This is a genomic window from Marinobacter maritimus (genome assembly GCF_007671675.1).
Taxonomy (GTDB): domain Bacteria; phylum Pseudomonadota; class Gammaproteobacteria; order Pseudomonadales; family Oleiphilaceae; genus Marinobacter; species Marinobacter maritimus.
On sequence record NZ_VCGW01000002.1, the window covers coordinates 253152 to 275957 of the forward strand.

17 protein-coding genes are annotated in these 22806 nt (G+C 56.7%); 2 read left to right on the forward strand and 15 right to left on the reverse strand.

All coding sequences use genetic code 11. The features are described 5' to 3' along the window. Window positions 1–61: 61 nt before the first annotated feature. The 8 genes from FFI90_RS08280 to folE form a co-directional block, all read right to left on the reverse strand. Window positions 62–511 (reverse strand): DUF411 domain-containing protein, encoded by a 450-nt coding sequence (locus FFI90_RS08280; RefSeq protein WP_144777513.1) that lies wholly within the window; start codon window positions 509–511, stop codon window positions 62–64. Between the two features lie 141 nt (window positions 512–652). Then, window positions 653–3310, reverse strand: a complete 2658-nt coding sequence (locus FFI90_RS08285; RefSeq protein WP_144777515.1) for a heavy metal translocating P-type ATPase — start codon at window positions 3308–3310, stop codon at window positions 653–655. A gap of 6 nt (window positions 3311–3316) precedes the next feature. Further along, a complete protein-coding gene (locus FFI90_RS08290; RefSeq protein WP_144777516.1) occupies window positions 3317–3748 on the reverse strand; it encodes a MerR family transcriptional regulator in 432 nt (143 codons plus the stop codon). A 221-nt stretch (window positions 3749–3969) separates the two neighbouring features. Further along, window positions 3970–4290, reverse strand: a complete 321-nt coding sequence (locus tag FFI90_RS08295) for a hypothetical protein (protein ID WP_144777518.1) — start codon at window positions 4288–4290, stop codon at window positions 3970–3972. A gap of 59 nt (window positions 4291–4349) precedes the next feature. Beyond that, complete coding sequence (locus FFI90_RS08300) at window positions 4350–6617, reverse strand: putative bifunctional diguanylate cyclase/phosphodiesterase (RefSeq protein ID WP_425463092.1); 2268 nt, start codon at window positions 6615–6617, stop codon at window positions 4350–4352. A 99-nt stretch (window positions 6618–6716) separates the two neighbouring features. Continuing rightward, on the reverse strand, window positions 6717–7154 hold the full coding sequence (locus FFI90_RS08305) for a CoA-binding protein (RefSeq protein WP_144777520.1): 438 nt from the start codon (window positions 7152–7154) through the stop codon (window positions 6717–6719). A gap of 51 nt (window positions 7155–7205) precedes the next feature. Beyond that, on the reverse strand, window positions 7206–7580 hold the full coding sequence (gene folX, locus FFI90_RS08310; RefSeq protein WP_144777522.1) for a dihydroneopterin triphosphate 2'-epimerase: 375 nt from the start codon (window positions 7578–7580) through the stop codon (window positions 7206–7208). Window positions 7581–7605: 25 nt separating this feature from the next. After that, complete coding sequence (gene folE / locus FFI90_RS08315) at window positions 7606–8175, reverse strand: GTP cyclohydrolase I FolE (RefSeq protein WP_144777524.1); 570 nt, start codon at window positions 8173–8175, stop codon at window positions 7606–7608. Window positions 8176–8372: 197 nt separating this feature from the next. Here folE and FFI90_RS08320 point away from each other — a divergent pair, with 197 nt between their 5' ends. Beyond that, a complete protein-coding gene (locus tag FFI90_RS08320; protein ID WP_144777526.1) occupies window positions 8373–9311 on the forward strand; it encodes an alpha/beta fold hydrolase in 939 nt (312 codons plus the stop codon). Here FFI90_RS08320 and FFI90_RS08325 read toward each other — a convergent pair. Continuing rightward, window positions 9304–10371: a GGDEF domain-containing protein gene (locus FFI90_RS08325; RefSeq protein WP_425463099.1), complete on the reverse strand. Its 1068-nt coding sequence runs from the start codon at window positions 10369–10371 to the stop codon at window positions 9304–9306. The two genes, FFI90_RS08320 and FFI90_RS08325, sit on opposite strands and share 8 nt — an antisense overlap. 201 nt (window positions 10372–10572) lie before the next feature. On the opposite strand from FFI90_RS08325, the gene FFI90_RS08330 reads away from it, so the two are divergent. After that, on the forward strand, window positions 10573–11655 hold the full coding sequence (locus tag FFI90_RS08330; RefSeq protein WP_144777530.1) for a patatin-like phospholipase family protein: 1083 nt from the start codon (window positions 10573–10575) through the stop codon (window positions 11653–11655). Between the two features lie 19 nt (window positions 11656–11674). Here the strand turns inward: FFI90_RS08330 and znuB are convergent, their stop codons facing one another. The 6 genes from znuB to FFI90_RS08360 all read right to left on the reverse strand — a co-directional run bounded on the left by znuB (window position 11675) and on the right by FFI90_RS08360 (window position 22806). Further along, window positions 11675–12499, reverse strand: coding sequence for a zinc ABC transporter permease subunit ZnuB (znuB, locus tag FFI90_RS08335; protein ID WP_144777532.1), 825 nt, complete (start codon window positions 12497–12499; stop codon window positions 11675–11677). After that, on the reverse strand, window positions 12486–13298 hold the full coding sequence (gene znuC, locus FFI90_RS08340; RefSeq protein ID WP_144777534.1) for a zinc ABC transporter ATP-binding protein ZnuC: 813 nt from the start codon (window positions 13296–13298) through the stop codon (window positions 12486–12488). Before znuC ends, znuB begins: the two co-directional genes overlap by 14 nt. After that, window positions 13291–13782 (reverse strand): Fur family transcriptional regulator, encoded by a 492-nt coding sequence (locus tag FFI90_RS08345; RefSeq protein WP_144777536.1) that lies wholly within the window; start codon window positions 13780–13782, stop codon window positions 13291–13293. Before FFI90_RS08345 ends, znuC begins: the two co-directional genes overlap by 8 nt. An 86-nt stretch (window positions 13783–13868) precedes the next feature. Then, window positions 13869–14330 (reverse strand): chemotaxis protein CheW, encoded by a 462-nt coding sequence (locus FFI90_RS08350; protein ID WP_144777538.1) that lies wholly within the window; start codon window positions 14328–14330, stop codon window positions 13869–13871. A gap of 11 nt (window positions 14331–14341) precedes the next feature. Beyond that, window positions 14342–15412: a chemotaxis protein CheB gene (locus FFI90_RS08355; protein WP_144777540.1), complete on the reverse strand. Its 1071-nt coding sequence runs from the start codon at window positions 15410–15412 to the stop codon at window positions 14342–14344. Then, window positions 15412–22806: a hybrid sensor histidine kinase/response regulator gene (locus FFI90_RS08360; protein WP_144777542.1), complete on the reverse strand. Its 7395-nt coding sequence runs from the start codon at window positions 22804–22806 to the stop codon at window positions 15412–15414. The genes FFI90_RS08355 and FFI90_RS08360 overlap by 1 nt, the downstream gene beginning before the upstream one ends.

A 22806-nucleotide genomic window follows, 5' to 3' on the forward strand; every position in this document is an offset into this window, starting at 1 on the left:
TCGCTCCGGTACGGATCTGCGCTTCAGGCTGGGATCACTTTGGCCTGGCCATTCTCGTTGGCTAGTTGTGCTCGGCAAACACTTTGGTCTGGCCGTTGTCGTTAAACATCAGTACCTGGTAGTGGTCTTTGCGGTCGCCCATTTCCATACCGGGTGAGCCGGCGGGCATGCCAGGCACGGCAAGGCCTCTGGCTTTGGGGGCGTTGGCGATCAGCCGGTGAATGTCGTCAGCAGGTACGTGGCCTTCGATCACGTAGTCACCCACAAAGGCGGTATGGCAGCTCGCCAGGTTGGGACTGAGCCCGGCCTCCATTTTGACGCGGTTCATGTCGTGGGTCTCGGTGACTTCCACTTCAAAGCCGTTGCTTTCCAGGTGGTCGACCCAGTCTGTGCAGCACCCGCACGTGGGTGATTTATAAACGTGAATGCTTTGAGCGGCGCCCGCTGCCAAAAGTGGAGTGCTGAAACCGAGGGCGCCGACCAGGGCCATTCCGAGAATCTGTTTTTTCATGGTTTTTCTCTCTTTAATGTCGTGTTCAGTGATGGCTGTGATCTTGTGCAGGGGCGTCGCTATCCGCTGACGAAAGCCAGAACCACCAGACGATGGCGGCCATCAGCGCAATTCCACCGGCATTGACCAGTATTGTTTCCATCAGTTCCGCTCCTCCTTCGATTGTTGGCTTTGGTTTTGCGCTTGCACCGGCTTGTGACTGGTTTTAAACAGCCGCAACCGGTTGGCGTTGGTAACAACGGTAACCGAGGACAGCGACATGGCAGCACCAGCAAGAATCGGGCTCATCAATATGCCCCAAATTGGATACAGAAGCCCTGCCGCTATGGGGATGCCCAGGCTGTTGTACGCGAAGGCACCGAAGAGGTTCTGGTGAATGTTTTTCACGGTAGCCCGGGAAATTTCGATGGCATCCGGTACTCCGTGCAGGGAACCTCGCATCAGGGTAATGGCGGCGCTTTCAATGGCCACGTCTGTACCTGTGCCTATGGCGAAGCCAACGTCGGCTGCCGCCAGTGCGGGTGCGTCGTTAATGCCATCACCCACCATGGCGACGGTGTAGCCTTTACCGCGCATCTCGTTCACCACGTCGGCTTTGTCTTCCGGCAATACTTCCGCGCGGTAATCGTCGATGCCGGTCTTCGCGGCAATGGCTTTGGCGGTGGCGTCGATATCTCCGGTGACCATCATTACCCGGATGCCGGCATCGTGCATGCGCCGGATGGCGGCCTCCGAATCCGCTTTGATGGCATCGGCAACGCCCATAACCCCCAGCAACTCGGTGCCGCGGGCAAGAAACAGTGGCGTGCCAGCCTGCTCGGTGATGGTTTTTTCAGCATCGATCATGCCTCCAAGCGAAATGCCCTCGGCTTCCAGCCAACGGCGGTTGCCGAGGCGAACCGGTTCGCCCTCAAACTGACCTGTCACGCCTTTGCCATTCAACGCTTCGAAGTTCGTAACGCTCAGGGGCTGTGCGCTTTGTTCTTTGGCTTTATTAACGATAGCTTCCGCAAGCGGATGCTCGGAATGCTGCTCCAAACCTGCGGCCAGTGCGAGCAACTGTTGCTCATCGCCATTTATCGCATGCACGCTGGTCACCGCCGGGTGCCCTTCGGTGATGGTGCCGGTTTTGTCGAGAATCACCAAGTCCAGTTTGCCCGCGGTTTGCAGGGCATCCCCTTGGCGAATCAGTGCGCCGTATTCCGCCGCCTTGCCGACACCCACCATAACTGACATGGGTGTGGCCAGGCCCAGGGCGCAAGGGCAGGCGATGATAAGAACCGTGGTGGCTGCGATGATCATATGCACAACGGCTGGCTCAGGACCCACGTTGTACCAGACCAGTGCTGCGGCCACGGCAATTAGCATCACGCTGGGCACAAACACCGACGATATTTTGTCTGCCAGCCGCCCGATGGCGGGTTTTGAGCCCTGGGCCTTCTTCACCAGATGGATAATCTGGGCCAAGGCGGTTTCACTGCCCACCCGGGTTGCTTCGTACACAATGGCACCGTGGGTGTTTAGCGTACCGGCGGAAACTTCGTCATCCACACCCTTACTCACAGGCATGGGTTCGCCGGTGAGCATGCTTTCGTCGATACGGGTGCTGCCTTCAACAACTCGCCCGTCCACGGGCAGATTCTCACCGGGGCGAACCCGAATGTGATCGCCCTTGCGCACATCTTCTACCGGAATATCCTGCTCCTGCCCGTCACGGATAACCCGTGCGGTTTTTGCCCGTAAATCCAGCAATCGGCGAACCGCTTCGGAGGTCTTGCCCTTGGCCCTGAGTTCCAGCGCCTGCCCCAGATTTATCAAGCCGATGATCATGGCCGAAGCTTCAAAATACACATGCCGCGCCATCTCCGGCAAAGCTTCGGGAATGCTTACTACCGTGATGGAATACAGCCAGGCAGTACCTGTACCCAGGGCAATCAGGGTATCCATATTGGCGTTATGGTGCCGGAGCGCCTTCCAGGCGCCGGTGAAAAAATGGCCACCCGTGCCGGCCATAACCGCCAGTGTCAGCAGGCCCAAACCAAACCAGATACTCTGGTTCGACTCGGTTATTGTCATGGAGCCAAAACCCATGCCCCAAACCATCAGGCCAACGCCCAAGCCGAGACTGATAGCCATCTTTACCAGCAGGGTCTTGTACCGCTTTTTGTCCTCTTCCTGCTTCTGATCGTCTGCGGCGTCTGCATCTTCAATTACACTGGCGCCGTAACCGGAGCTTTCTATCGCCTTGATCAGAGCTTGCGGGTCGGACACTCCGGTGGCCGTAGCCGTATTGTCCGCAAGATTCATATGGGCGTGAGTCACGCCCGGCACCGACTGCAGTGCCTTCTCAATGGTATTCACGCAGGAAGCGCAGGTAGCGCCGGTTACCGCAAGATGAACCTGATCGTCTTCGTGAGATGGGGTTGCTGATTCTCCAGGTGTATTTTCTGAAGAATGACGCTGCTCACTCGTATCTTCAGCAACCCTCTCATCCGTCTCTTTATCACGCTTTACGGCAGCGTTGGCGTCTGCCTTTGCGGATTTGGAAGAGCAGCAACTGCCGGACTTCCCAGTTTCAGCCATCGGTTCCGCCGGGTAACCCGTTTCCGTCACGATCCGGGCTGCTTCCGTGGCATCAACATCCTCCGGCAAGGCTACTGTCTGATCTTCCAGATTAACCTCTATCAGGTCAGCATCACCGGTCAATGGTTCCAGAGCGTTACGGATTTTTTTCGCGCATCCCTGACAGGTGGCGCCGGAAATACTGAGAGTGGCGTGTAGCACAGGGGCTTCACTCATAAAGATCTACTCCTCAACCTGCTTTACGGGAGTGTTGTCATCCCAATGTTCAATCAAACGGCAAATAGTATGACCATCCGGCGTACCGTCGGGCATATCCTGCCAGGCAGCCAGTGCCGTCTTCATCCGCTTATGCAACTGCTGTAACTCGTTAATCTCTCGCTCCACCTCTGCCAGCCGTTGCTGGAATACATCCCGAACCAAAGGACAGGGCGAGTGATGGTCATCTGCCTGATCCAGAATTTGACGAACCTCGATCAATGAAAACCCCAACTGACGGGCCTTGCGGGCAAAACGCAGCCGCCGAAGATCCTCAGCGTCGTAATGCTGGTAGTTGTTATCGGGGTTCCGAGACGGTTTAAGCAATCCCTCACGTGTGTAAAAACGCACAGTGTCCGGGTTCACACCCGCAGAGGTAGCAAGTTCTTTAACTTTCATAATCAGCAGTGCCCGCCAAATTTAAACGAGCTTTGGTATGGGTGGCCCTTCCGAAAATGCTCGGAGCCAGGGAAGGCGGAGAGCAAGCGTACATGGACGTATTCGCAGCGGTTTTCGGAAGGGCCACCCATACCAAAGCGGGTACAGCCCAAGTTGGATCGCCCAGGGTTTTAAGCTGACATTACAATAAAACCTATGACCTGCTCACAGGTCAAAGGTTTTCAGGAAGAAGGGCTTTTCGCCCGGAGGAAGGTGCCGCAACTTTTGCACTGGTCAGGTGCCATCAACTTGGCCTGCCAGCCAATCTTTTGACCGCAAGCCGGGCAGGCCAGACGCAGCTGCAGAATAATGATTGGCGTAATCAGCGCAATAATCAAAAAGCCGAGAGGGCCCCAGCCGTCACCGCTGGAAAGCCCGAGCTGGCTGCTGAACACCAGAACAACAACGAGAGCCACAAACGCAAATATAAAATAGTTCCGGTTCCAGCGCTCCCAGCGGCGAAGCTTGCTGTCCTGTTCCGGCGTCAGATAACCCGTGGCCATAAAATCTCACCTGAAAATTTAATTGCTACCATCGTTATGTTGGGGGTGGCGGACGGCGATTACAAATCTGTACCGGCCGTTGCAAGCTTTTCGAGAGCGCCGCTGTCCAACGCTTTTTCCAGCTTTGCTACAGGAACAGGGCGGCTGATCAGATAGCCTTGAACCACATCACAACCTTGGCTCTTGAGCAAATCCAGTTGGGGTTGAGTTTCTACGCCCTCGGCAACCACTCGCAAACCAAGGTTGTGAGCGAGATTAATCACTGCCCGGGTGATCACGGCATCATCATGGCGTTCCGTGATTTCGGTGATGAATGAGCGGTCGATCTTCAGGATGTCTACCGGGAAATCTCTCAGGTAGGCCAGGGAAGAATAACCGACGCCGAAATCGTCAATCGCCAGGTGCACGCCAAGCTCGTGCAGTCGCGTTAGCTGATCCAGGTTGTGCTCAATGTTTTGAATAAAGATTTCCTCAGTCAGCTCAACTTCAAGCCGATTCGCCGGAATATCCTTGGCTTCCAGAGCATCGCGTATACGTTCGACCAGATTTTCGTCGTCCAGCTCGCGTCCACATAGGTTTACCGCTACGGTGAAGCTCTCGAAGCGGGTTCCCTTCCAGGCCGCTAACTGCCGGCAGGCAGCCATCACTACCCAGCGCCCGATATCCGCAATCCGCCCGCTTTCTTCTGCCAGCGGAATAAACGCAGCCGGTGGCAGAAGGCCCCGGCGAGGATGCTGCCACCGGATAAGCGCTTCGACACTGTTGATTTCGCCACTCTTCAGGTTCAACTGTGGCTGGTAATAGAGCACAAATTCGTTATTGGCAAGGGCCTGGCTGAGGTCTTTTTCCAGCTCCAGGCGCATCACTTCCCGCTCCTGCATCCCTTCGGTATAGAACTGGTAGGTATTACGACCCTGTTCTTTGGCGCGATACAGTGCGATGTCAGCGTTGCGCAAGAGGATATCGGCGTCGAGGCCGCTATGCGGGTATACGGCAACGCCGAGAGTCGAGGTAATGCTATGGGCTTCATCCTGGACAACAAAAGGCGACTCGAAACACTGCTTGATCAGCCCTAGCAGGTGAATGACATCATCAATATCTTCAACATGCTGTTGGCAGATCATGAATTCATCGCCACCAGAGTAGGCCACCGTGATACATTCATTACTTAACTGATTCAGTCGATCGGCCACCTTAACCAGAAGTTCATCACCAAACTGGTGTCCAAGCGAGTCATTCAGCATTTGGAAACGGTCGAGGTCCAGCATCACCAGCGCCACCTGCCGCATTTGGCGATCCGCAATATTCAGCGTATGGGCCAGATCCTCCATGAAGAAACGCCGGTTAGCCAGCCCGGTGAGCACATCGGTGGACTCCAGTCGCACCAGGTCTTTCTGAATGGTTTTGCGCTGTGCAATTTCCTCGTCCAGTTCACGCCGGGTTGTCAGTAGATCCTGATTGCGCTTCAGCATGAGCTGGAGCAATAGGGTCGTGAGGCTGGTTAGCAGGCCCATAACGAGTAGGGTAACGAAGGTCCAGCGAGGCCAGGGGCTACGCTGTTTGTCTACCCATGCCGGTGATGGCTCAAGAGTCAGTTGCCACTCCTGGGTAGGAAGCTTCACCGGCACGGTGTAAGAGATGGGGTCTCCGGTGCTTTCAAAATCACCCAGCGTATAAACCGGGGCCCCTTGGCTGTGAATCTTTATCCGGAACATGGCCGACTCGCGGCTTGCCAACAGTTGGCGTACCAGAGTTTCCACCCTTACCACTCCCGCCACGAAGCCATTATTATCTGGCCCGGTGTCGACCGGCGCATAAATGACAACGCCTTTGCCGCCCTGGCGCAGCTCTATCACTCCTGAAACGTCATAATTTCCGGATTGCCTGGCCGCCTCCAGAGCCATGAGACGCTTTTGATCAAACGCAGCGTTGAAGCCAAGCACGTTCTCATTGCCGGCAGCCGGTACCAGCCAGCGAATGATAAAATCACGGTCTATCCACTCGATGGCCTGATAGATGCGGAAGTCTTCCAGGTGATTGAGCGCATCCTCGCGCCATTCGCTCTCCGGCGTTTTCGGATCTATTGCCAGACGGCTAGCTATCCGCTCAATAGCATTGGTATGAACCATAAACTCCCATTCCAGGGTGCTGGCCATACTTCGGGCTTCGTTTTCAAGGTTGGCCTGTATTTGGCCTGTGTACTGGTGGATCAGGCCGTACCGGAGCCCCGCTGCCATGGCAAGAAAAACAAGGAAGATTACGACAGGAACGGCGGGATGCAGCAGTCGCTTGACCAAGAGCCCAAATTTATAGGGGGGGTGTTCCAAGAAGCGCTCCGTTTACCAGAAGATCAATTCATCAGTTTAGCGGCTGCAGACCGATCATAAATCATTCTTTCCGGAACGCCTATCTTGATGCCCGATGGATCAGGCTCTGGAGCCGACTGCCGGAATACCCTGGCGCGGAATCTCCTGCTTGGGGCACTTATCCATCACAACTGTCAACCCTTCGGCCTCGGCCCGGGCCGCGCCCGCCTCATTGATAACGCCGATCTGCATCCAGATCACGGGAACCTTCTGCTCGATAGCCTGATCAATCACCGCGTCCGTGCGTTCCGGAGCCAGGAACAGCTCAACCATATCGACAGGTTCCGGCAGAGAAGCAATATCGGCGTAAACGGTCTCGCCCAGAATCTTCTGGCCGGCAAGGCGAGGGTTGACCGGAATAACCCGGTACCCATGCCCCTGCATGAACTCCATGACTTCATGAGAGGGGCGGTGCGTTTTCTCGCTAGCGCCTACAAGAGCAATGGTGCGGACGCTTTCAAGAATAGCGCGCATCTGGTCGGGTTGATTGCTTGGCATCGTAACGAACCACCTGTATTGAATTTACGCTATTGAACGATCGGTATTGAACTACCGGTGCGCCTCAAGGCAGACAGACACCGACTCCGCATAGCGTAGCGCGTGTGGCTTGTCGATTTCCACTTGCGCCCACTGCACGGCTCCGTGCTCCATAACGATATTCAGCACCTCGTGGGTCAGGCGCTCAAGAAGCGCAAAGCGATTGCTATCCACGTGGCCTATTATCTGCTTGGTAATGGTGCGATAGTTGAGCGCTGCCGTAATCTCGTTCCGGTCGATCGCTTCTGTGGCATCGTAGGTCAGGCGAACGTTGATGATAACGTCCTGCAGATTGTTAATCTCTTCTTCCTTGATGCCTATGTACGCTCGCAACAGCAAATTCTTGATCTGGACTTTTGCCTTGTGGTTGCAGGAAACCTCTGTCATATCGCCTCCATCCGAACCGCTGTGATCAACGATGATTGCTGATCAGATTAAGAAATTCTGACCGCGTTGCCTGGGATTTACGGAACTGCCCGAGCATCATGGAGGTTTTCATTTTCGAGTTCTGCTTCTCCACTCCGCGCATCATCATGCACATATGCTGTGCTTCGATAACCACCGCAACGCCTTTGGCATCGGTAACACTCTCTACGGCTTCGGCAATCTGACGTGTCAGGTTTTCCTGGATCTGCAGGCGGCGGGCATACATGTCCACAATGCGTGCAAACTTCGACAGGCCGAGAACGCGACCCTGAGGCAGGTAGGCAATGTGGCACTTGCCAATAAACGGCAGCATGTGATGCTCGCACATGCTGTAGAGCTCGATATCCTGAACCACAACCATCTCGTCCATCGCCGATTCGAATACGGCATTGTTCACGAGATCGCCAAGATCCTGCTGGTAGCCTCGGGTCAGGAACTGCATGGCTTTGGCGGCACGCATCGGAGTGTCTTGCAGACCTTCGCGGTTGGTGTCTTCACCCAGCCCGTTGATGATGGCGCGGTAGTTGCCCGCGAGGTCGTCAAGGAGTTTGGTCATAGTGGTTTCCGATTCTCTTTATGGTACGAGCGCCAAAGCTTAAGCGAATTTGTTTGGCATCTCTACGGTTTACGATGACGCGCTCAGAAAAGACCAGCACTCGTTCGCAGTTTATCAAACACAATTGCCTGCCTCTGGCGGGAGGGTCGGGTTTATTCTAAAGTCGCAGGCTATGAAGGATCTATCGGGGACAGTGTGTGGAACAGCAGATACCGGGTATCAGGGAGGGAACGGCAGCGGGCGCTGGAGCGCTTGGGCTGGAAGAGTGGCAACAGGGCGGCAAATGGTTCACCTACGAGGGTCACGCGATATTCAGCCGCATGGCGGGCGGAGGAGAACCGCTGGTATTGATGCACGGATTCCCAACTGCAAGCTGGGACTGGAACCGGATCTGGCCCATGCTGATTCAGAACAACAACGTGCTGGCTCTGGATTTTCTGGGCTTCGGCTTTTCTGACAAGCCCCGGGAGCATGCGTACAGCATTGAAGACCAGGCAGATCTGGTGCAGGGACTACTGGAAGGCCTCGGCTTGGCGTCGGTGCATTTATTTGCTCACGACTATGGATGCAGTGTCACCCAGGAGCTTCTGGCCCGGGAACAGGAAGGGGTGTTGCCCTTTCAGATTGCCAGCGTCTGTTTCCTGAACGGCGCGTTGTTTCCGGAAGTGCACAACCCGCTGCTGATCCAGAGATTGTTACGCAGCCCATTTGGCGGTTTGCTCGGTCGGGCTCTGACGCGGCGCAGCTTCGAGCGCAGCTTTCTGAAATTGTTTGGCAGCAAAAATCTCCCGGGCCAGCGGGATATGGACGATTTCTGGCACTTGCTCACCTACAACAACGGCCGCGGAATTCTGCACCACCTGATCCAGTTTATGGAAGATCGCCGGTGTCATCGTCATCGTTGGGTGTCCGCGTTGCAAAATGCCAGGCAGCCAATGCGACTGATTTCAGGCTCGGCAGATCCGGTATCGGGAGCTGCGATGGCCCTGCGTTATCAGGAAATGATTCCTGAGGCCGATGTGGTGCAGTTGCGGAATGTCGGGCACTACCCGCATTTTGAAAGTCCCTGGGAGGTGTTCTGCGCTTACAGGGATTTTCGCAAACGCCGGTGCGACACCAACCCGAAATCTAGCTGACAATGGGCGTGGGAAATTCGTCCGGATTGCTGCTGTCTGTCGCAAGTTGGCGCGCCGCACCGACCACCTGATTACGCCCCCGGGATTTTGCGTCGTACAACGCCTGATCAGCGCGGTTCAGCCAAACGGACCAGGTTTCGCCTTTGCTTACCTCGGCAATACTGGCGCTGGCAGTTATCCTGATATCTTCGAGAAACGGCCGGGCACTAATGCTGGTCAGGAGCTGGTGAGCCAGAAGGTTGCCTTCTTGCTGAGTGGTCTCGGGCAGCACGATCATGAACTCCTCTCCGCCGATACGGAAAAGCTGGTCGTTTTCTCTGAGCCGATTGCGCAGCCGCAGAGCCATCTCTTTAAGAACCTTGTCGCCCGCGAGATGCCCCCACTGATCATTGATCATTTTGAAGTAATCCAGGTCCAGCAGGATCAGACTGGATACCCGATCATAGCGTTCCCGCATCTGAATCTGGCTGTTCAGAACATCGGCCAGCTGTGACCGGTTCAGGCAGCCGGTGAGCGGATCGGTAGTTGCAAGCCGGGTAAGTTCAGTCTGGAGTTTGCCGACCAGCCAGGAAAAAATCATCGAGAACAGGCAAGTAAGGCCGAGCGAAAAGGTAATGCGCCAGAAATCAGCCTCGGGAAACTTTATGAAAGAAACCACAGCCATAACGCTGACAAACACGACATTACTGGCAATAGCCTCACGCAGAGGTAACAGGAAAAACAGGGCTGAGGCGGCAGGGTAAGCCCAATATAAACCCGCGTGTCCGTTGATGGCCGTTGAGTAGGCGGCACAAACCACAGCCAGCAGAGGGAACAGGCGGCCCTTGAGGAAGTAGGTGCTGCGGAACCGCAACAGACCAATCACCAGAATGGCATTCACGCAGAAAAGAATCAGCAGGCTGGAGAGTAGGAAATGATGGTTTTGCCATTGCACGACTACCAGCGGCGCCACAGCGATGAAGGCCCAGAAATGCAGGTGATAGACCAGCTGACGCTTGAAGCCAAGCACGGCAATCGTCGGATTGGTAGACCTGGAATCGGTTAAGGGGAACGTATTCACTGCATACTCCCGCTGTCTGGTTAGAGCCACTGCCGATCCTGAGTTTAAGTTTAGCACGGGTATTTGCCCGGCGATGCACGAGTATTTGTTTATTGGCGCCATTAGTTTTGTTCAGTTGGCCCCTGGTACCTGGTTGGTTAAAATTCGGACCTTCGCTTTGCTGATTTCCATTCTTGCAGACATGCTGACGGGAAAACTGATATGACCGCCATTCATACTCGCGCCCCGGCGCTCACCATCCGTGCAGGCCGCAGAACCCTGCAGCGGCTACAGGAAAAACCGCTGACCCCGGATGATGTGCACGTTATACCCGGAGCAGCCGGTGGCCCCAAGGCTCTTGGCCTTAGCGGCCTGGACAAGGCCATTTTTGGTGACTGGTTACCCCGTGTTGAACAGGAGCGCTCCCTTATTGGCTCGTCCATTGGCAGCTGGCGATTTGCCGCTATTGCGTCCTCGGATAACCCCCGGGCTCAACTTGCCAAATTGGCCGAACTCTACACCTCCCAGCGTTTCTCCAAAGGTGTCAGCGCTGCAGAGGTTACTCGTCAAAGTATTCTGTTCCTTGAAGAACTGATCGGTGGCCGGGAGGGTCACATTCTTGAGCATCCGTGGTACCGCCTGAACGTGGTTGTTGTCCGCAGCCTTGGCATGCTGGAGCCGGATACCAGAGCCCGCCTGAGTTTCGGACTGATGACTGCCATCAGCGCCAATATGGTAGGCCGGCGGCACTTGGGGCGTTTTATGGAGCGGGGCATTCTCCACGATGCCAGGCTGAAAGCGCCCTTGTCGCCACTGGCTGATTTCCACAGCCATGAGGTGCCGCTGAGCCGCGATAACCTGCTACCTGCGTTACTGGCATCAGCCTCTATTCCCATGGTGATGTCCGGTGTCCGGAATATTCCCGGCGCTCCAGAGGGTATATACCGCGATGGCGGGCTTCTGGATTACCATCTTGACCTGCCTTATGAGCAACCGGGCGTCGTTCTTTACCCGCATTTCGCGGATCGCATCGTGCCGGGCTGGTTTGACAAGACTCTGCCCTGGCGTCGCGGCGATGCAACTCGCCTGCAGGATGTGTTGCTGGTGGCGCCTTCCCCGGACTATCTGGAGCGCCTGCCAGATGGCAAGCTGCCGGATCGCAAGGATTTTGAAACTTACGCAGGAAACGATAGCGGTCGGGAGCGCTCATGGCGAAAAGCCATTGCCGAGAGTGAGCGTCTGGGCGACGAGTTTCTTGAACTGCTGGAAACCGGCCGCCTGCTGGACGTTCTCCAGCCTTTATGACGGCTGGGGAGACGTCCGCTTAAGCAGAGCGCCTTGTTGAGAGCCGGCCAGCGCCGCCATAGACAACGAGAAACGTGACAAAGGCCGTTACCACGACGGAGGGACCGGCGGGTGTATCGAGGTGCCACGACATGCTCAGGCCGCCTGCCACGGCAATAAACCCGAATACGACCGCCATGACAGCCATCTGTTCCGGAGTGCTGGCGAGCCTGCGCGCCGTGGCGGCCGGGATGATCAACAGTGCGGTAATCAGCAGAACGCCGACCATCTTCATGGCGACCGCGATCACCAATGCGAACATCAACATAAGCAACAGGCGCAAGCGCTCAACCGGTACGCCTTCCACTCGCGCCAGTTCTTCGTGAATGGTGCTCATCAACAAACCGCGCCAAAGCGCGGTTAACAGCGTCAGAATCAAAGCGGCACCGCCGTAGATCCACAGCAGGTCATTGCGATTCATGGCCAGCAAGTCGCCGAACAGCAAACCAGTCAGGTCGATTCGAACACCCGGCATGAAGCTGAGTGTTACCAGGCCGATGGCCAGAGCGCTGTGCGCGAGAATGCCCAACAGGGTATCGCTGGCGAGCGTTTTGTTGCGGGAAAACAGCATCAAGGCGATGGCCAGAATAACACTGGTAATAATAACCCCGAGATTCAGCGGAACACTGATCAAAAAGCTCAGAGCAATGCCCAACAGCGCCGAGTGAGCCAGGGTATCGCCAAAATAGGCCATTCTCCGCCACACCACGAAACAGCCCAGAGGGCCGGCGATCAGCGCCACTCCAAGGCCACCAATAAGCGCGCGCCAGAAAAAATCGTTCAGCAGGGCATCAATGATGGTCATGTTGACACCCTTTGTGGCTACCTTCTTGACTGTCGCCAAAGCTTATGGCCGGGCTGGAGTGGTCGCTGTCGACCACGTTGCCATGCAGGTCATGGCTGTGGTTGTGATGATGGTGGTATACCGCGAGAGCCTCCGCCACCGGCCGGCCGAAGGTTTCGACAAAAGCCGGGTCATGGGAAATATCTGCGGGATACCCGCTGCAGCATACGTGCTGGTTCAGGCAGATAACCTTGTCAGTTGCGGCCATGACCAGATGCAGATCATGGGAAATCATGATGACGCCACAATTCAGCTCGTCCCGTAACTGGCGAATCAAATCGTAAAGCGCGGCCTGGCCATTAATATCAACGCCTTGGGCCGGCTCATCGAGTACCAGAAGATCAGGTTTTCGGGCCAGGGCCCTGGCCAGCAGCAGTCGTTGCTGCTCGCCCCCTGAAAGGTGATGCACTGAGGCGTCGAGCAGATGGCTGACACCGGTTCTCGCCAATGCAGATTCACACTCTGCCAGCGGCTGGCCACTGAGCAGCATGAAACGCCTGACGCTCAGGGGCAGCGTTGATTCCAGGCTCAAATGTTGGGGCACGTACCCGACAACCAGACCTTTTGTACGGATGATGCGGCCACTGGTTACGGTTTGAATGCCCAGAATGGCTTTGATCAACGTGGTTTTACCGGCGCCGTTGGGCCCGATAATGGTGATGATATCGCCGCGATACAGTGACAGGTTTACCCGGTCGACGACCGGCCGGTCACCAAACCGGACGGTAAGGTTTTCGATGGCAACCAGCGTGTCACTCATGGCTTGGTTCCGTTTGGCAGGCGGGGCAGAGGCCCGCTACTTCCAGCGTAACCGCTTCCGCCCGGAATGCTTCGGCACCGGCCGCGTTGCGTATGGCTGCGGATACCGACGTATCGGTCAGCTCGAGAACATTGCCGCAAGCACGGCAGATAAGAAACATACCCGTGTGATGTTCGCCCACATGGGCGCAACCGATAAATGCGTTGAGCGAGGCTATTCGATGGACCAGCCCGTGTTGTTGCAGAAAATCCAGCGCTCTGTACACCGTTGGGGGGGCTGCGTTATGGCCTTCAGCGGTAAGTTTTGCGAGTACATCGTAGGCCCCAAGAGGCTTGTGCGATTGCCATACCAGTTCCAGCACCCGCTCTCGAGTGGGCGTCAGGCGGGCACTCTGCTGCTGACAGATGATCCTGGCGTCGGCCAGAGCCTGGCTGACACAGGCATCGTGGTTGTGAGGGCGGTACGGAAGCGCGCGGGCGGACATGGTCGGGATCCTGCATTTGCAAAAAAGTGCAACATTATAACAGTTGCACGGATCTTCCTGCCACGGGACGTGCGAATAACCCGGGTTTAGACCAGCGATTCGCTGGCAAGAGATTCCAGGTAGTCCAGGTTGGGAATCCACGCGGCTTCGCCATCGACTTCGACCAGCATAAGGTCGGCAGGGCCGTTTTCGCCCTCTAACTGCTTGACCTGATCTTCGGCAATACGAACCTGACTGGGAATACCCTGAGTTATCAGGGCCATGAAGCGGAGTTTCTTGTTGTTGTTGCTGACGCTGTTGAGTACAACGATCCTGCCACGATTTTCACCGGGCACTGCAAGCGTACCGCCGTTCGCTGCATCGTAGGATATAACGGGCAGATTCAACCCGCGCCACTCCAGTCGGCCGGCCAGCCAGTCAGGCGCGCCTGTGCCGGCGTCGCTGCTGGCGTAGTCCACCACTTCGGCAATGGATACGTTGGGCAGTATAAGCTGCCGCCTGCTTACGGGGATCATAACGCAGGAGAGGGTCTGGCTGCTGTCTTTCATTGCTTGTGTCCTCAGGCGGTGTCCCGTTTCTGCCGGCCTTTAAGCAAGCAGGATTTTTCGATGGTTTTAACCAGTTCACGGGCCAGTTGTTCGGGCGTGCCGGTAAAGCCGGAGCAGCCGGTCGCGGCTACGGAATCCGGCATCGAGCTGTTGCCACAGCTGGCGCTTTCCTGAACCCAGATCCGACTACCATAGGCCTTGAGCAATGGCGCTGCAATTACGCCGTCGCTGCCCATGCCGGAAAACAGAATTGCATGACAATGCGCGCCGTAATGGTCTGCGGTATTCAGCAGCACCTGGTCAATTGAAGGGCCGTAAGGCCCGGGCCAGGCGGTATCCAGCTCGGTCAGTACACCAGTGCTTTCAAATGTCCATTCGTGCTCAACCGGCATTAGCACGACATCGCCATTTTTTACCCGGTAGTTTTCCTCTGCAGGCTTCAGCTTGTAGTGCGCATGACGACCGAGCACCCGGGTGAGTACCTCGGCAAAATTCCCATCAATATGTTGGGCGTATATAAAACCTACCGGCAAGCCTGGGGGCAGGCTATCCAGAAATGCCTTCACGGCGGCCGGACCACCGAGAGAGGCGCATAGTACCCAGACTTCTTCAGCGACAGAGCCCGGCGTAGCAGGCCTTAACCATTGCGGGAGTTCCGACGTTACATCGGTCTCCGGACCCTGCTCTGCAAGCTCTTCCAGGCTGGCTTTGGAATCCAGCTGTGCCGGCACAACAGGCACTCCCAACTCTCCCAACTGTTGTTCCAGTTTGCCCAGTAGCCTGCGCTCCCAGCGAAAATACTCCGGGCTTCCTGACGCAGGTGCCTGGTCCAGCCCGAACAGAACGGGGGCTTCGGTATTCTCCAACAAACAGTCGAACAGAGCCGGGTGGTCCGCCTCATCTGCCAGGGTGATCAGCCACAAACCGGCCTCTGGAAAACCGGGCTGTGCCAGAAGCCTTTCAGGGTCACCGGAGAAGCAAACTTCAAGGCCAAATTTGGCGGCTGCAGCCTGCAGACGGTGCCGTTGCAAGACAACATCCGACACAATTCCGACCGAACCCCGACCGTTCTGGCCGGTCATCACTGCTTACCGGTCAGCCGTTCAATGGTCTTCAGCAAATCAGTCTCCTGGAACGGTTTGCCGAGGTATTCGTTCACGCCGATGGCCAATGCCCGCTCACGGTGCTTCTCGCCGGTTCGCGACGTGATCATGCAGATCGGCATATCGCGGAGGTTGTCATCGTGCCGCACGAAGCTCGCTACCTCAAAACCATCCATACGTGGCATTTCGATATCCAGCAACATGATGTCCGGTTTGTGATCCTGCAGCTGCGCTACCGCATCGAGGCCATCTTTCGCGGTGATAACTTCCATACCATTGCGCTCAAGCAGGCGAGAAGTAACCTTCCGCACCGTAACCGAATCGTCCACCACCATAACGACCGTAGCGCGCTCTTCGTAGCGGGCTGACTCCCGTGCCTTTTCCAAATCGGCCAGGCGCTGGCGTTCAGACAGGATGTCGGAGCGGATCATGGCCGGCAAGTCGAGAATGACCACCACGTTGCCATCACCAAGAATGGTTGCACCGGATACACCGCGAACGGTGCCGAACTGCGGGCCCAGAGACTTAACAACGATTTCCCGGCTACCCATCAGGTTGTCTACCTGCAGGGCCATTGGCTGCTCTGCGCCGCGAACCAGAATAACCGGTAGCGGCAGTGCCTGCCCCTGGAGCTTGGGATGATGGTCACTGTTCAGCAGGCTGCCGAGATACTGCAGGCGATACTCCTGGCCGGCATATTCGTACATGGGCGCATCCGGCTTGTAGTATTCCTCAAGCTCATAGGTGCTGACCCGGACAATACCTTCGATAGTGTTCAGCGGGATAGCGTAAAAATCTTCACCCGTGGACACCATCAGGGCGCGGTTTACCGAAACGGTAAACGGCAGTCGAACGGTGAATACAGCGCCCCGGCCCAGCTGTGACTCGATGTCCAGGCTACCGCCAAGCTGTTTGATTTCGCTGGCGACCACGTCCATACCAACGCCTCGACCGGAAATCTGGGTAACCTGCTGTGCGGTCGAGAACCCGGGTTGCAGAATAAACTGCAGAATCTCCCGTTCCGAGAGATCTTCATCCTCCCGCAAGAGGCCCTGGCGTATAGCCTTGTCCCGGACGACTGCAGAAGGGATGCCCGCGCCGTCATCTATCATGCGAAGCACCACATCACCGCCTTCCCGGACAAGCGACAGGGTAATCTGGCCCGCTTCTTCCTTGCCATTTTTCAGGCGGTCGGCCGGTTTTTCGATGCCGTGGTCGATGGCGTTACGCAGCATGTGTTCCAGCGGCGCGATCATACGCTCCAGAATGTTGCGATCCATTTCGCCTTCGGCATTGCGCACATCAAAGTCTACTTTCTTGCCCAGCTCGCCGCTGATCTGGCGAACAATCCGGCGCAAGCGCGGCACCATGGAGGAAAACGGAATCATTCGGGTCTTCATCAGACCTTCCTGGAGTTCCGTGTTGATGCGGGATTGCTGAACCAGCAAGGTTTCCGTATCGCGAACCCGGTCAGACAATGTTTCGCGCAGATCTGCCAAGTCCGAAGATGACTCGGTCAGGGCTCGGGACAACTGCTGGATGGATGAGTAGCGATCCATTTCCAGTGGATCGAAGTCGTCGCCGTAGTCCGGGCCGTGCTCTTTCTCGGCACTGAAAAGGATTTGTGTCTCGGTTTCGATTTCCATCCTGCGCAGCTGTTCGCGCAAGCGCTCGATGGTTGCTGCCATTTCATCCAGGGTGTTGCCAAAATCACTGCTTTGCTGTTCGAGTCGGCCACGGGTGATACTGGTTTCGCCCGCCAGATTGACCAGTTCGTCCAGCAGAGGAGCGGATACCCGAATGGTCTCCTGTGCGGCAGTGCGTTGTGCGTCTGCGCCTTTGTTTCGGAGCTTTGCCGGCGCTTTTGCGGGTGCAGGTTTGGGCGTGGGCTCTAACGCAACTTCGCCCTGGGGTTCTTGTGCAACCGTGCCTGATGCGAAGCGCTTACGTACCTCAGCCACCAGGGCAATGATGCCGTCGTGGTCCTCGGTGATGGCCTGCCACTGGTTGTCGTCTGGTGCTTTGCCGCCAAGTTCAGTCAGGCGGGTTTCTAAACCATGGGCCTTGTCGCCCAGCATAGGGAGCTGGGACAAACGGGCACCGCCTTTGAGCGTGTGCAGAGCGCGTTGCGCTTCCTGATTGAAATGGTTACTGGACGGATCTTTACGCCAGTCATCAAGGAGCTGCTCCAGCTGATCCATGATTTCGCTGGCCTCTTCCAGGAAGATTTCCAGAATCTCCGGGTCAGCCGCTTCCTGATCTGCTGCTGCAGCCTGTTCCTTTGATAGTTCCTGGCTGCCAGCATCAGGGTTTTGTGCGCTGTTGAATGCTGCAAGAAGTTCGGGCTCCGCAGCGAGTTCGTTACCCTGCGCCAAAGCGTTGAGCATGGATGTCAGGTCGGCGAGACCGCGGTCACTGAGCGTCAAAAGAAGCTTCTGGTTGCCGGGGCTGGAAATCAGCGCATCAAGTGCGCCCGACCAGGCGTCTGCCAGTTCCGCGATGGGGTCGACATCGGATAGCCGTGCGCCACCCTTGAGCGTATGCAATTCTTGCTGCAGCTGCGCAACGCCGTCCATTGCTTGGGGATCTTCGCGCCACTGATCGAGGCACTCACTAATGGCATCGTGGATCTCGTGGCCTTCATCCAGGAATATGCCGGTGAGCTCCTGGTCACCGGACTTCGTCTCGAAGGTATCGGCTTCCGGAATCGGTGCAGTAACGGCGTTGCTCGCAGGTATTGGTTCGCCGCGGAGGATGGCTTCAACCCGATCCACCAGGTCAGCAGCGGGGGGGCAGGGCTTCCGGGTTGCGACCTGTTCAACCATCTGTGCCAGCCGGTCGTGGCAGGCAAACAGCAGGTCATTCATGGCATCGCTGGCTTCCAGTCGGCCCTCTGCCACTTTCTCGAACAGATCTTCAAGTACGTGGGTCAGGTCGCCAATAGATTCCACGCCGGCCATCCGGGCGCCACCCTTGAGGGTGTGCACGTCCCGTTGCAGTTCTGCTGCTACCAGGCGGTTGGACGGATCCTCGCTCCAGGTGTGCAGCGCACTGCCTGTGGAGTTAATCAGATCGTAGGCTTCTTCGAGGAAGATACCGATCAGTTCCGGGTCCAGATGCGCGAGGTAGGTCCCGTGCTCGCTATTTTCGGCTTCGTCAGCTTCCTCAAGTTCTGGTACCGGGAGCCCAATCTCATCAGATGCTGCTTCGATAGACTCGTCGGATACCGCTACATCTGTGACCGGCCGCGAGCCGCTCGTGGTGTCGACGTAGGCGCGGATTTCGCTGATCAGGTCCGGCGCCGGGCGCGGAAGCGCCTTCGCTTCCATGTTTTCTACCATGCCGGCCAGCCTGTCATGACAGCGGAACAACAGGTCTGACAGTTCGTCATTAACCGACAACCGTTGTTCTGTCAGCCCTTCAAACAGGTTTTCAAGCTCGTGAGAAAGGTCGCCCACTGCCGGAATATCGGCAAGGCGCGCGCCACCCTTGAGGGTATGCAAATCCCGTTGAAGCAAGCGCAGGATATCCAGGTTGTCTGTTGAGTCGCTCCAGCTCTGCAGGGCATCGGCTGTGCTGTCGATCAGGTCACGGGCTTCATCGAGAAATATTTCCGCAAGCTCTTCATCCAACTCGCTGTCGGAGGCCGTGGCGCCTGCATCTTCAGTCCAGTCAGTTTCGGGCAGGGGCAGATCGGAAGCTGGCAGTTGATCCGTGCCGGCCTCCTCGACCGCAGACGTTTCAAACTCATCCATGTCAAAGCTGAGATCAATTTCTTCCAGGTTCTCGGTGAACTCCTGGTCGAAAGCGCTGGCGGCATGGGCTTCCTGCCCGGCTAGGGACAGGGTGAGAGTTTCGAGCCCGGAAACCAGCTCGTCGCCAGACTCGATTGCCAGCCCCGCTGCAACCTGATCCATCATGTTGATCAGGTGTTCGTGGGCGTTGCGAACAGTCGGGAAAAACCGCTCATCCGGTTCTGCATTCCAGGTGATGGCCGCCCCGTAGACCTCCTGCAACGCTTCCGATAAGACAGCAATATCTGGCACGCCTGCATCTGTCGCCGCATTGGTAAGCTTTACCAGTTCGGCATTGAGACGTTGGAGCAGATCGGTATCCTGTGGCTTATCTGCCCACTGATCAAGTATCAGATCGGCATCCAGAACAACGTCCAGGCCTTCACTAAGGAACAGCTGCAAAAGCTGTGAGGGTGCGAGCTGCTGTTGGTCGTAGTTTGCGTCTTCGGTGTAGGTGCGGAGCGTGTCGTTGGAAATGAGCTCCAGTTTTTCAAGGAAGGCTTCTGTGCCGGGCAGGGTGGCCTGGGGCTCTCTACGAATTTGTGCCAGCCCCTGGGTCAGGAAGCCGCAGGCTGTTTCGATCAGTGCTAGCACATCCCGGTCGGCGCGCAAGTTCTGGGCGCGGGATTCCTTGATAAAGCGCTCAAGCGGCGTAATGACCGCTGCAATCGGGGCAATTCCTGCTGTATGGGCGCTGCCCTTGAGAGTATGCAGAGCACGGGAAAGGTTGTCGGTATAGGAGACATTGACCTTGTCGCCTGCAGACGCCAGGAACTCGTTGAGAGTCTTCAGGTGGGTTTCTGTTTCGCTCTCAAAGATGTCCAGCAGTACCGGATCAACACCTTCATCTTCGTCGTGGTCAGTTTCGGTTAGCTCAATTGCCCCGGTAGCACTCTCGGTTTCCGCCGCTGGCATGGTGTCAGGGATTTCGCCGTTGGCCAGGGAGGTGGCTCGCGCTTCAAGGCCAGCCGAATCAATTGACGGCGGCTGATGGTTTTCAAAATCGCTTACCAGTGCCGGGAGAATGGCGGTGGCTTCATCCAACAGGCTGGCTATGTCGTCGTTCATGAAAATGCTGCCGTCGATCACGCGGTTCAGCATGTTTTCTACAGACCAGGCCAGTTCACCTACCACCATCGCACCAACCATGCGACCGCTGCCTTTCAGGGTATGAAATGCTCGACGCACTTCCGAAAGGGCACTGCGATCATCATGCTGGCGCAGGAGCATGGGCAGGTATTCGCGTACAGTATCCAGAACTTCGCCGGCTTCCTCGATGAAGATTTCCAGGATTTCATCGTCAATCAGATCGTCTTGCGTGTCATTGCTGGCGGTCGCTTCCAGCTCTGGGGTTTGTTCGTGGGCCGGCTCATCCAGGCCCGCCACAGGCGTATCCGTTGGCTCGCTGTCACTGCGGCGAGTTGTCGTCATGGATTCTGCACGCTCGGTTAGCTCGGCAATGTCACCTGCTACCTGACCATCACGGAATTCCTGAATCAGTGAAGGAATGCGGGCGTTGACCTCGTCCAGCAAAGTGAACAGGTCATCGTTCGGTTTGATGCTCTGGTCGATGACCCGGTTCAGCAGGTCTTCCACAGACCAGGCAAGTTCTCCAAGGCTGTTTGCGCCTACCAGGCGACCGCTGCCTTTAAGCGTATGGAAGGCCCGACGGACTTCGGTCAGTGCAGGACGATCATCGTGGTTCTGGCGCAGGCGTGGGTAATACTCGTGGATGGTTTGCAGAACCTCCTCGGCTTCCTCCACAAAAATACCGAGAATCTCATCGTCCAGAAGGTCTTCATCCGACGTTTTGGTTTCGGTTTGCTCCACAACCGGTACGTCTTCCTGGGCAGGCTCGTAGCCCCAGGTGGGCGCCTCACCGACCGGGAAGCCGAGCTTGGCCAGGCTTTCTTCAGCAATTTTCAGGATGTCTTCGTTATCGCTGATACCCTCAGCCAGCCGCTCCAGGTAGTACTCAATACTGGTGACTGCGTCAGCCAGGGTGTCCAGTTGTTTCCAGTCGGGCACGTGTCGGTCACTGAGCAAAACGTCCGAAATGTAGCGCTCGGCGGAGGCTAGCATGCTGGCCACACGCTCCAGTGGGACCAGGCTTAGCCCACCGCGGATGCTGTGCAACAGGCCCGGGACATGTTCGATTTCCCGGGTGTCCCACTGGGAGGCAATAAAGTTGATGACAGCAGATTTCACCTGCTCCAGGGTGTTACGCGACTCCCGGAGGAGCGCGCTGCTGGCCTCGCCAAGTTCCCGTGAGCCGTGGTTGACCGGCAGGTTATCGCTGCCGTCTCCCGAGCGCTCGGGCTGACGATCACTGTCCAGACCCGCGAGGCTGGCTTCTACGTAAAGCAAAGCTCCGGCGATGTCCATCAAGGTGCCGTCATCGACCGGTTCTGATTGTGCGCTGAGCTGCTCAGCCAGTTCGGTCTGCTCTGTAATGACTTTTCGCGGAATTCCCAGGCCCAATACTGCGAGTGTATTACCCACCTGCGTCAGGCCGGGCAGAAGGTCTTCGAGTTCGCTGTTCTGCCGCACTTCTGAGCGGACAAACAGATCGAGCTGATCTTTCAGCTTGGCAAGCTCTTCATTCAGCGCGCTGACAACCGAGTGGATGGCTTCACGTCCAGGGCCGGAAACCCGATTCCTGGCCGCATCGACGTCATCCTCGGAGGGCAGGGCCTGCTCGAGTTGATAGCGGCTGCGCAGTTCCTGGACCTTCTCGGAATCCAGGTCCCGTGCGCGGGCAACGTAGTAGAGCAGGTGCTTTAACAGCGCGTCGGGTGCTGGCTGAGCGAGGATATCGGTATGTTCGTCTATGAGCCGACGGATCTCGCTGTCCAGATTCCGGAGCAGGGATTTAACCGCTGCGTTGACCGGATTGGCCCGCGCCTGGAGTGTTTCTACGAAGGCCGCTGCGGCTTTCCAGAGCTCTCCACGTGGCGTTTTCTGACACAGGCGAATCAGCCGGTTAATGACTTTCTGCAGGTAAACAAATTGGGCGTTGAGGTCTTCTTCACGAATGACGCCGGCAAGAGCGTACTGGTACATCTGGCGGAGCTTGCGGATATGGCCGAGTACCGTTGGATCCTGCAGGCGTTGCGAAATGTTGCCTGCAACCTGCATGCGCGAGGGGCTCAGATCGGGTTTGAACAGGGAGGTATCCGAGAGCAGGGATTCGCCCCGGGCAGCGCGGAGATCGTTCAGCAAGGGCAGCAGTACCATGGGGAAGTCATCCTGGCTGCTGGCCAGATGTTCCAGATACTGCGGAAGTTGCAGAATTGCCTGCATCAGCACGTTAACGGCTTCATCTACGCTGGTGACGCTGTTGTTCAGCACCGCCTGGGTGAGCTTTTCCATTTCCTCGGTCAGCAAGGCTGCACCGTAAAGCTCAACCATCTTGAGAGTGCCATGCACCTGATGGAGATAATTCAGGCAGAAGCGCAGGCGAGCGGTGTCGTCACGATTCTCGACATACGCTTCCAATGCATGCTGACCCTGCGTCAGCGTGTCCTGTATCTCGCCCCGAACCCAGTCGAGGGCGATGCTGTCATGGTGGTTGCCCAT

Bases quoted from the DNA above. Each gene is read 5' to 3' on its own strand.
- FFI90_RS08355 (WP_144777540.1), bottom strand. From the start codon at position 15,412: ATGACCGGCCAGAACGGTCGGGGTTCGGTCGGAATTGTGTCGGATGTT.
- znuC (WP_144777534.1), bottom strand. From the start codon at position 13,298: ATGAGTGACACGCTGGTTGCCATCGAAAACCTTACCGTCCGGTTTGGT.
- FFI90_RS08360 (WP_144777542.1), bottom strand. From the start codon at position 22,806: ATGGGCAACCACCATGACAGCATCGCCCTCGACTGGGTTCGGGGCGAG.
- FFI90_RS08330 (WP_144777530.1), top strand. From the start codon at position 10,573: ATGACCGCCATTCATACTCGCGCCCCGGCGCTCACCATCCGTGCAGGC.
- folE (WP_144777524.1), bottom strand. From the start codon at position 8,175: ATGACCAAACTCCTTGACGACCTCGCGGGCAACTACCGCGCCATCATC.
- FFI90_RS08280 (WP_144777513.1), bottom strand. From the start codon at position 511: ATGAAAAAACAGATTCTCGGAATGGCCCTGGTCGGCGCCCTCGGTTTC.
- FFI90_RS08305 (WP_144777520.1), bottom strand. From the start codon at position 7,154: ATGCCAAGCAATCAACCCGACCAGATGCGCGCTATTCTTGAAAGCGTC.
- FFI90_RS08345 (WP_144777536.1), bottom strand. From the start codon at position 13,782: ATGTCCGCCCGCGCGCTTCCGTACCGCCCTCACAACCACGATGCCTGT.
- folX (WP_144777522.1), bottom strand. From the start codon at position 7,580: ATGACAGAGGTTTCCTGCAACCACAAGGCAAAAGTCCAGATCAAGAAT.
- FFI90_RS08295 (WP_144777518.1), bottom strand. From the start codon at position 4,290: ATGGCCACGGGTTATCTGACGCCGGAACAGGACAGCAAGCTTCGCCGC.
- FFI90_RS08290 (WP_144777516.1), bottom strand. From the start codon at position 3,748: ATGAAAGTTAAAGAACTTGCTACCTCTGCGGGTGTGAACCCGGACACT.
- FFI90_RS08285 (WP_144777515.1), bottom strand. From the start codon at position 3,310: ATGAGTGAAGCCCCTGTGCTACACGCCACTCTCAGTATTTCCGGCGCC.
- FFI90_RS08350 (WP_144777538.1), bottom strand. From the start codon at position 14,330: ATGAAAGACAGCAGCCAGACCCTCTCCTGCGTTATGATCCCCGTAAGC.
- znuB (WP_144777532.1), bottom strand. From the start codon at position 12,499: ATGACCATCATTGATGCCCTGCTGAACGATTTTTTCTGGCGCGCGCTT.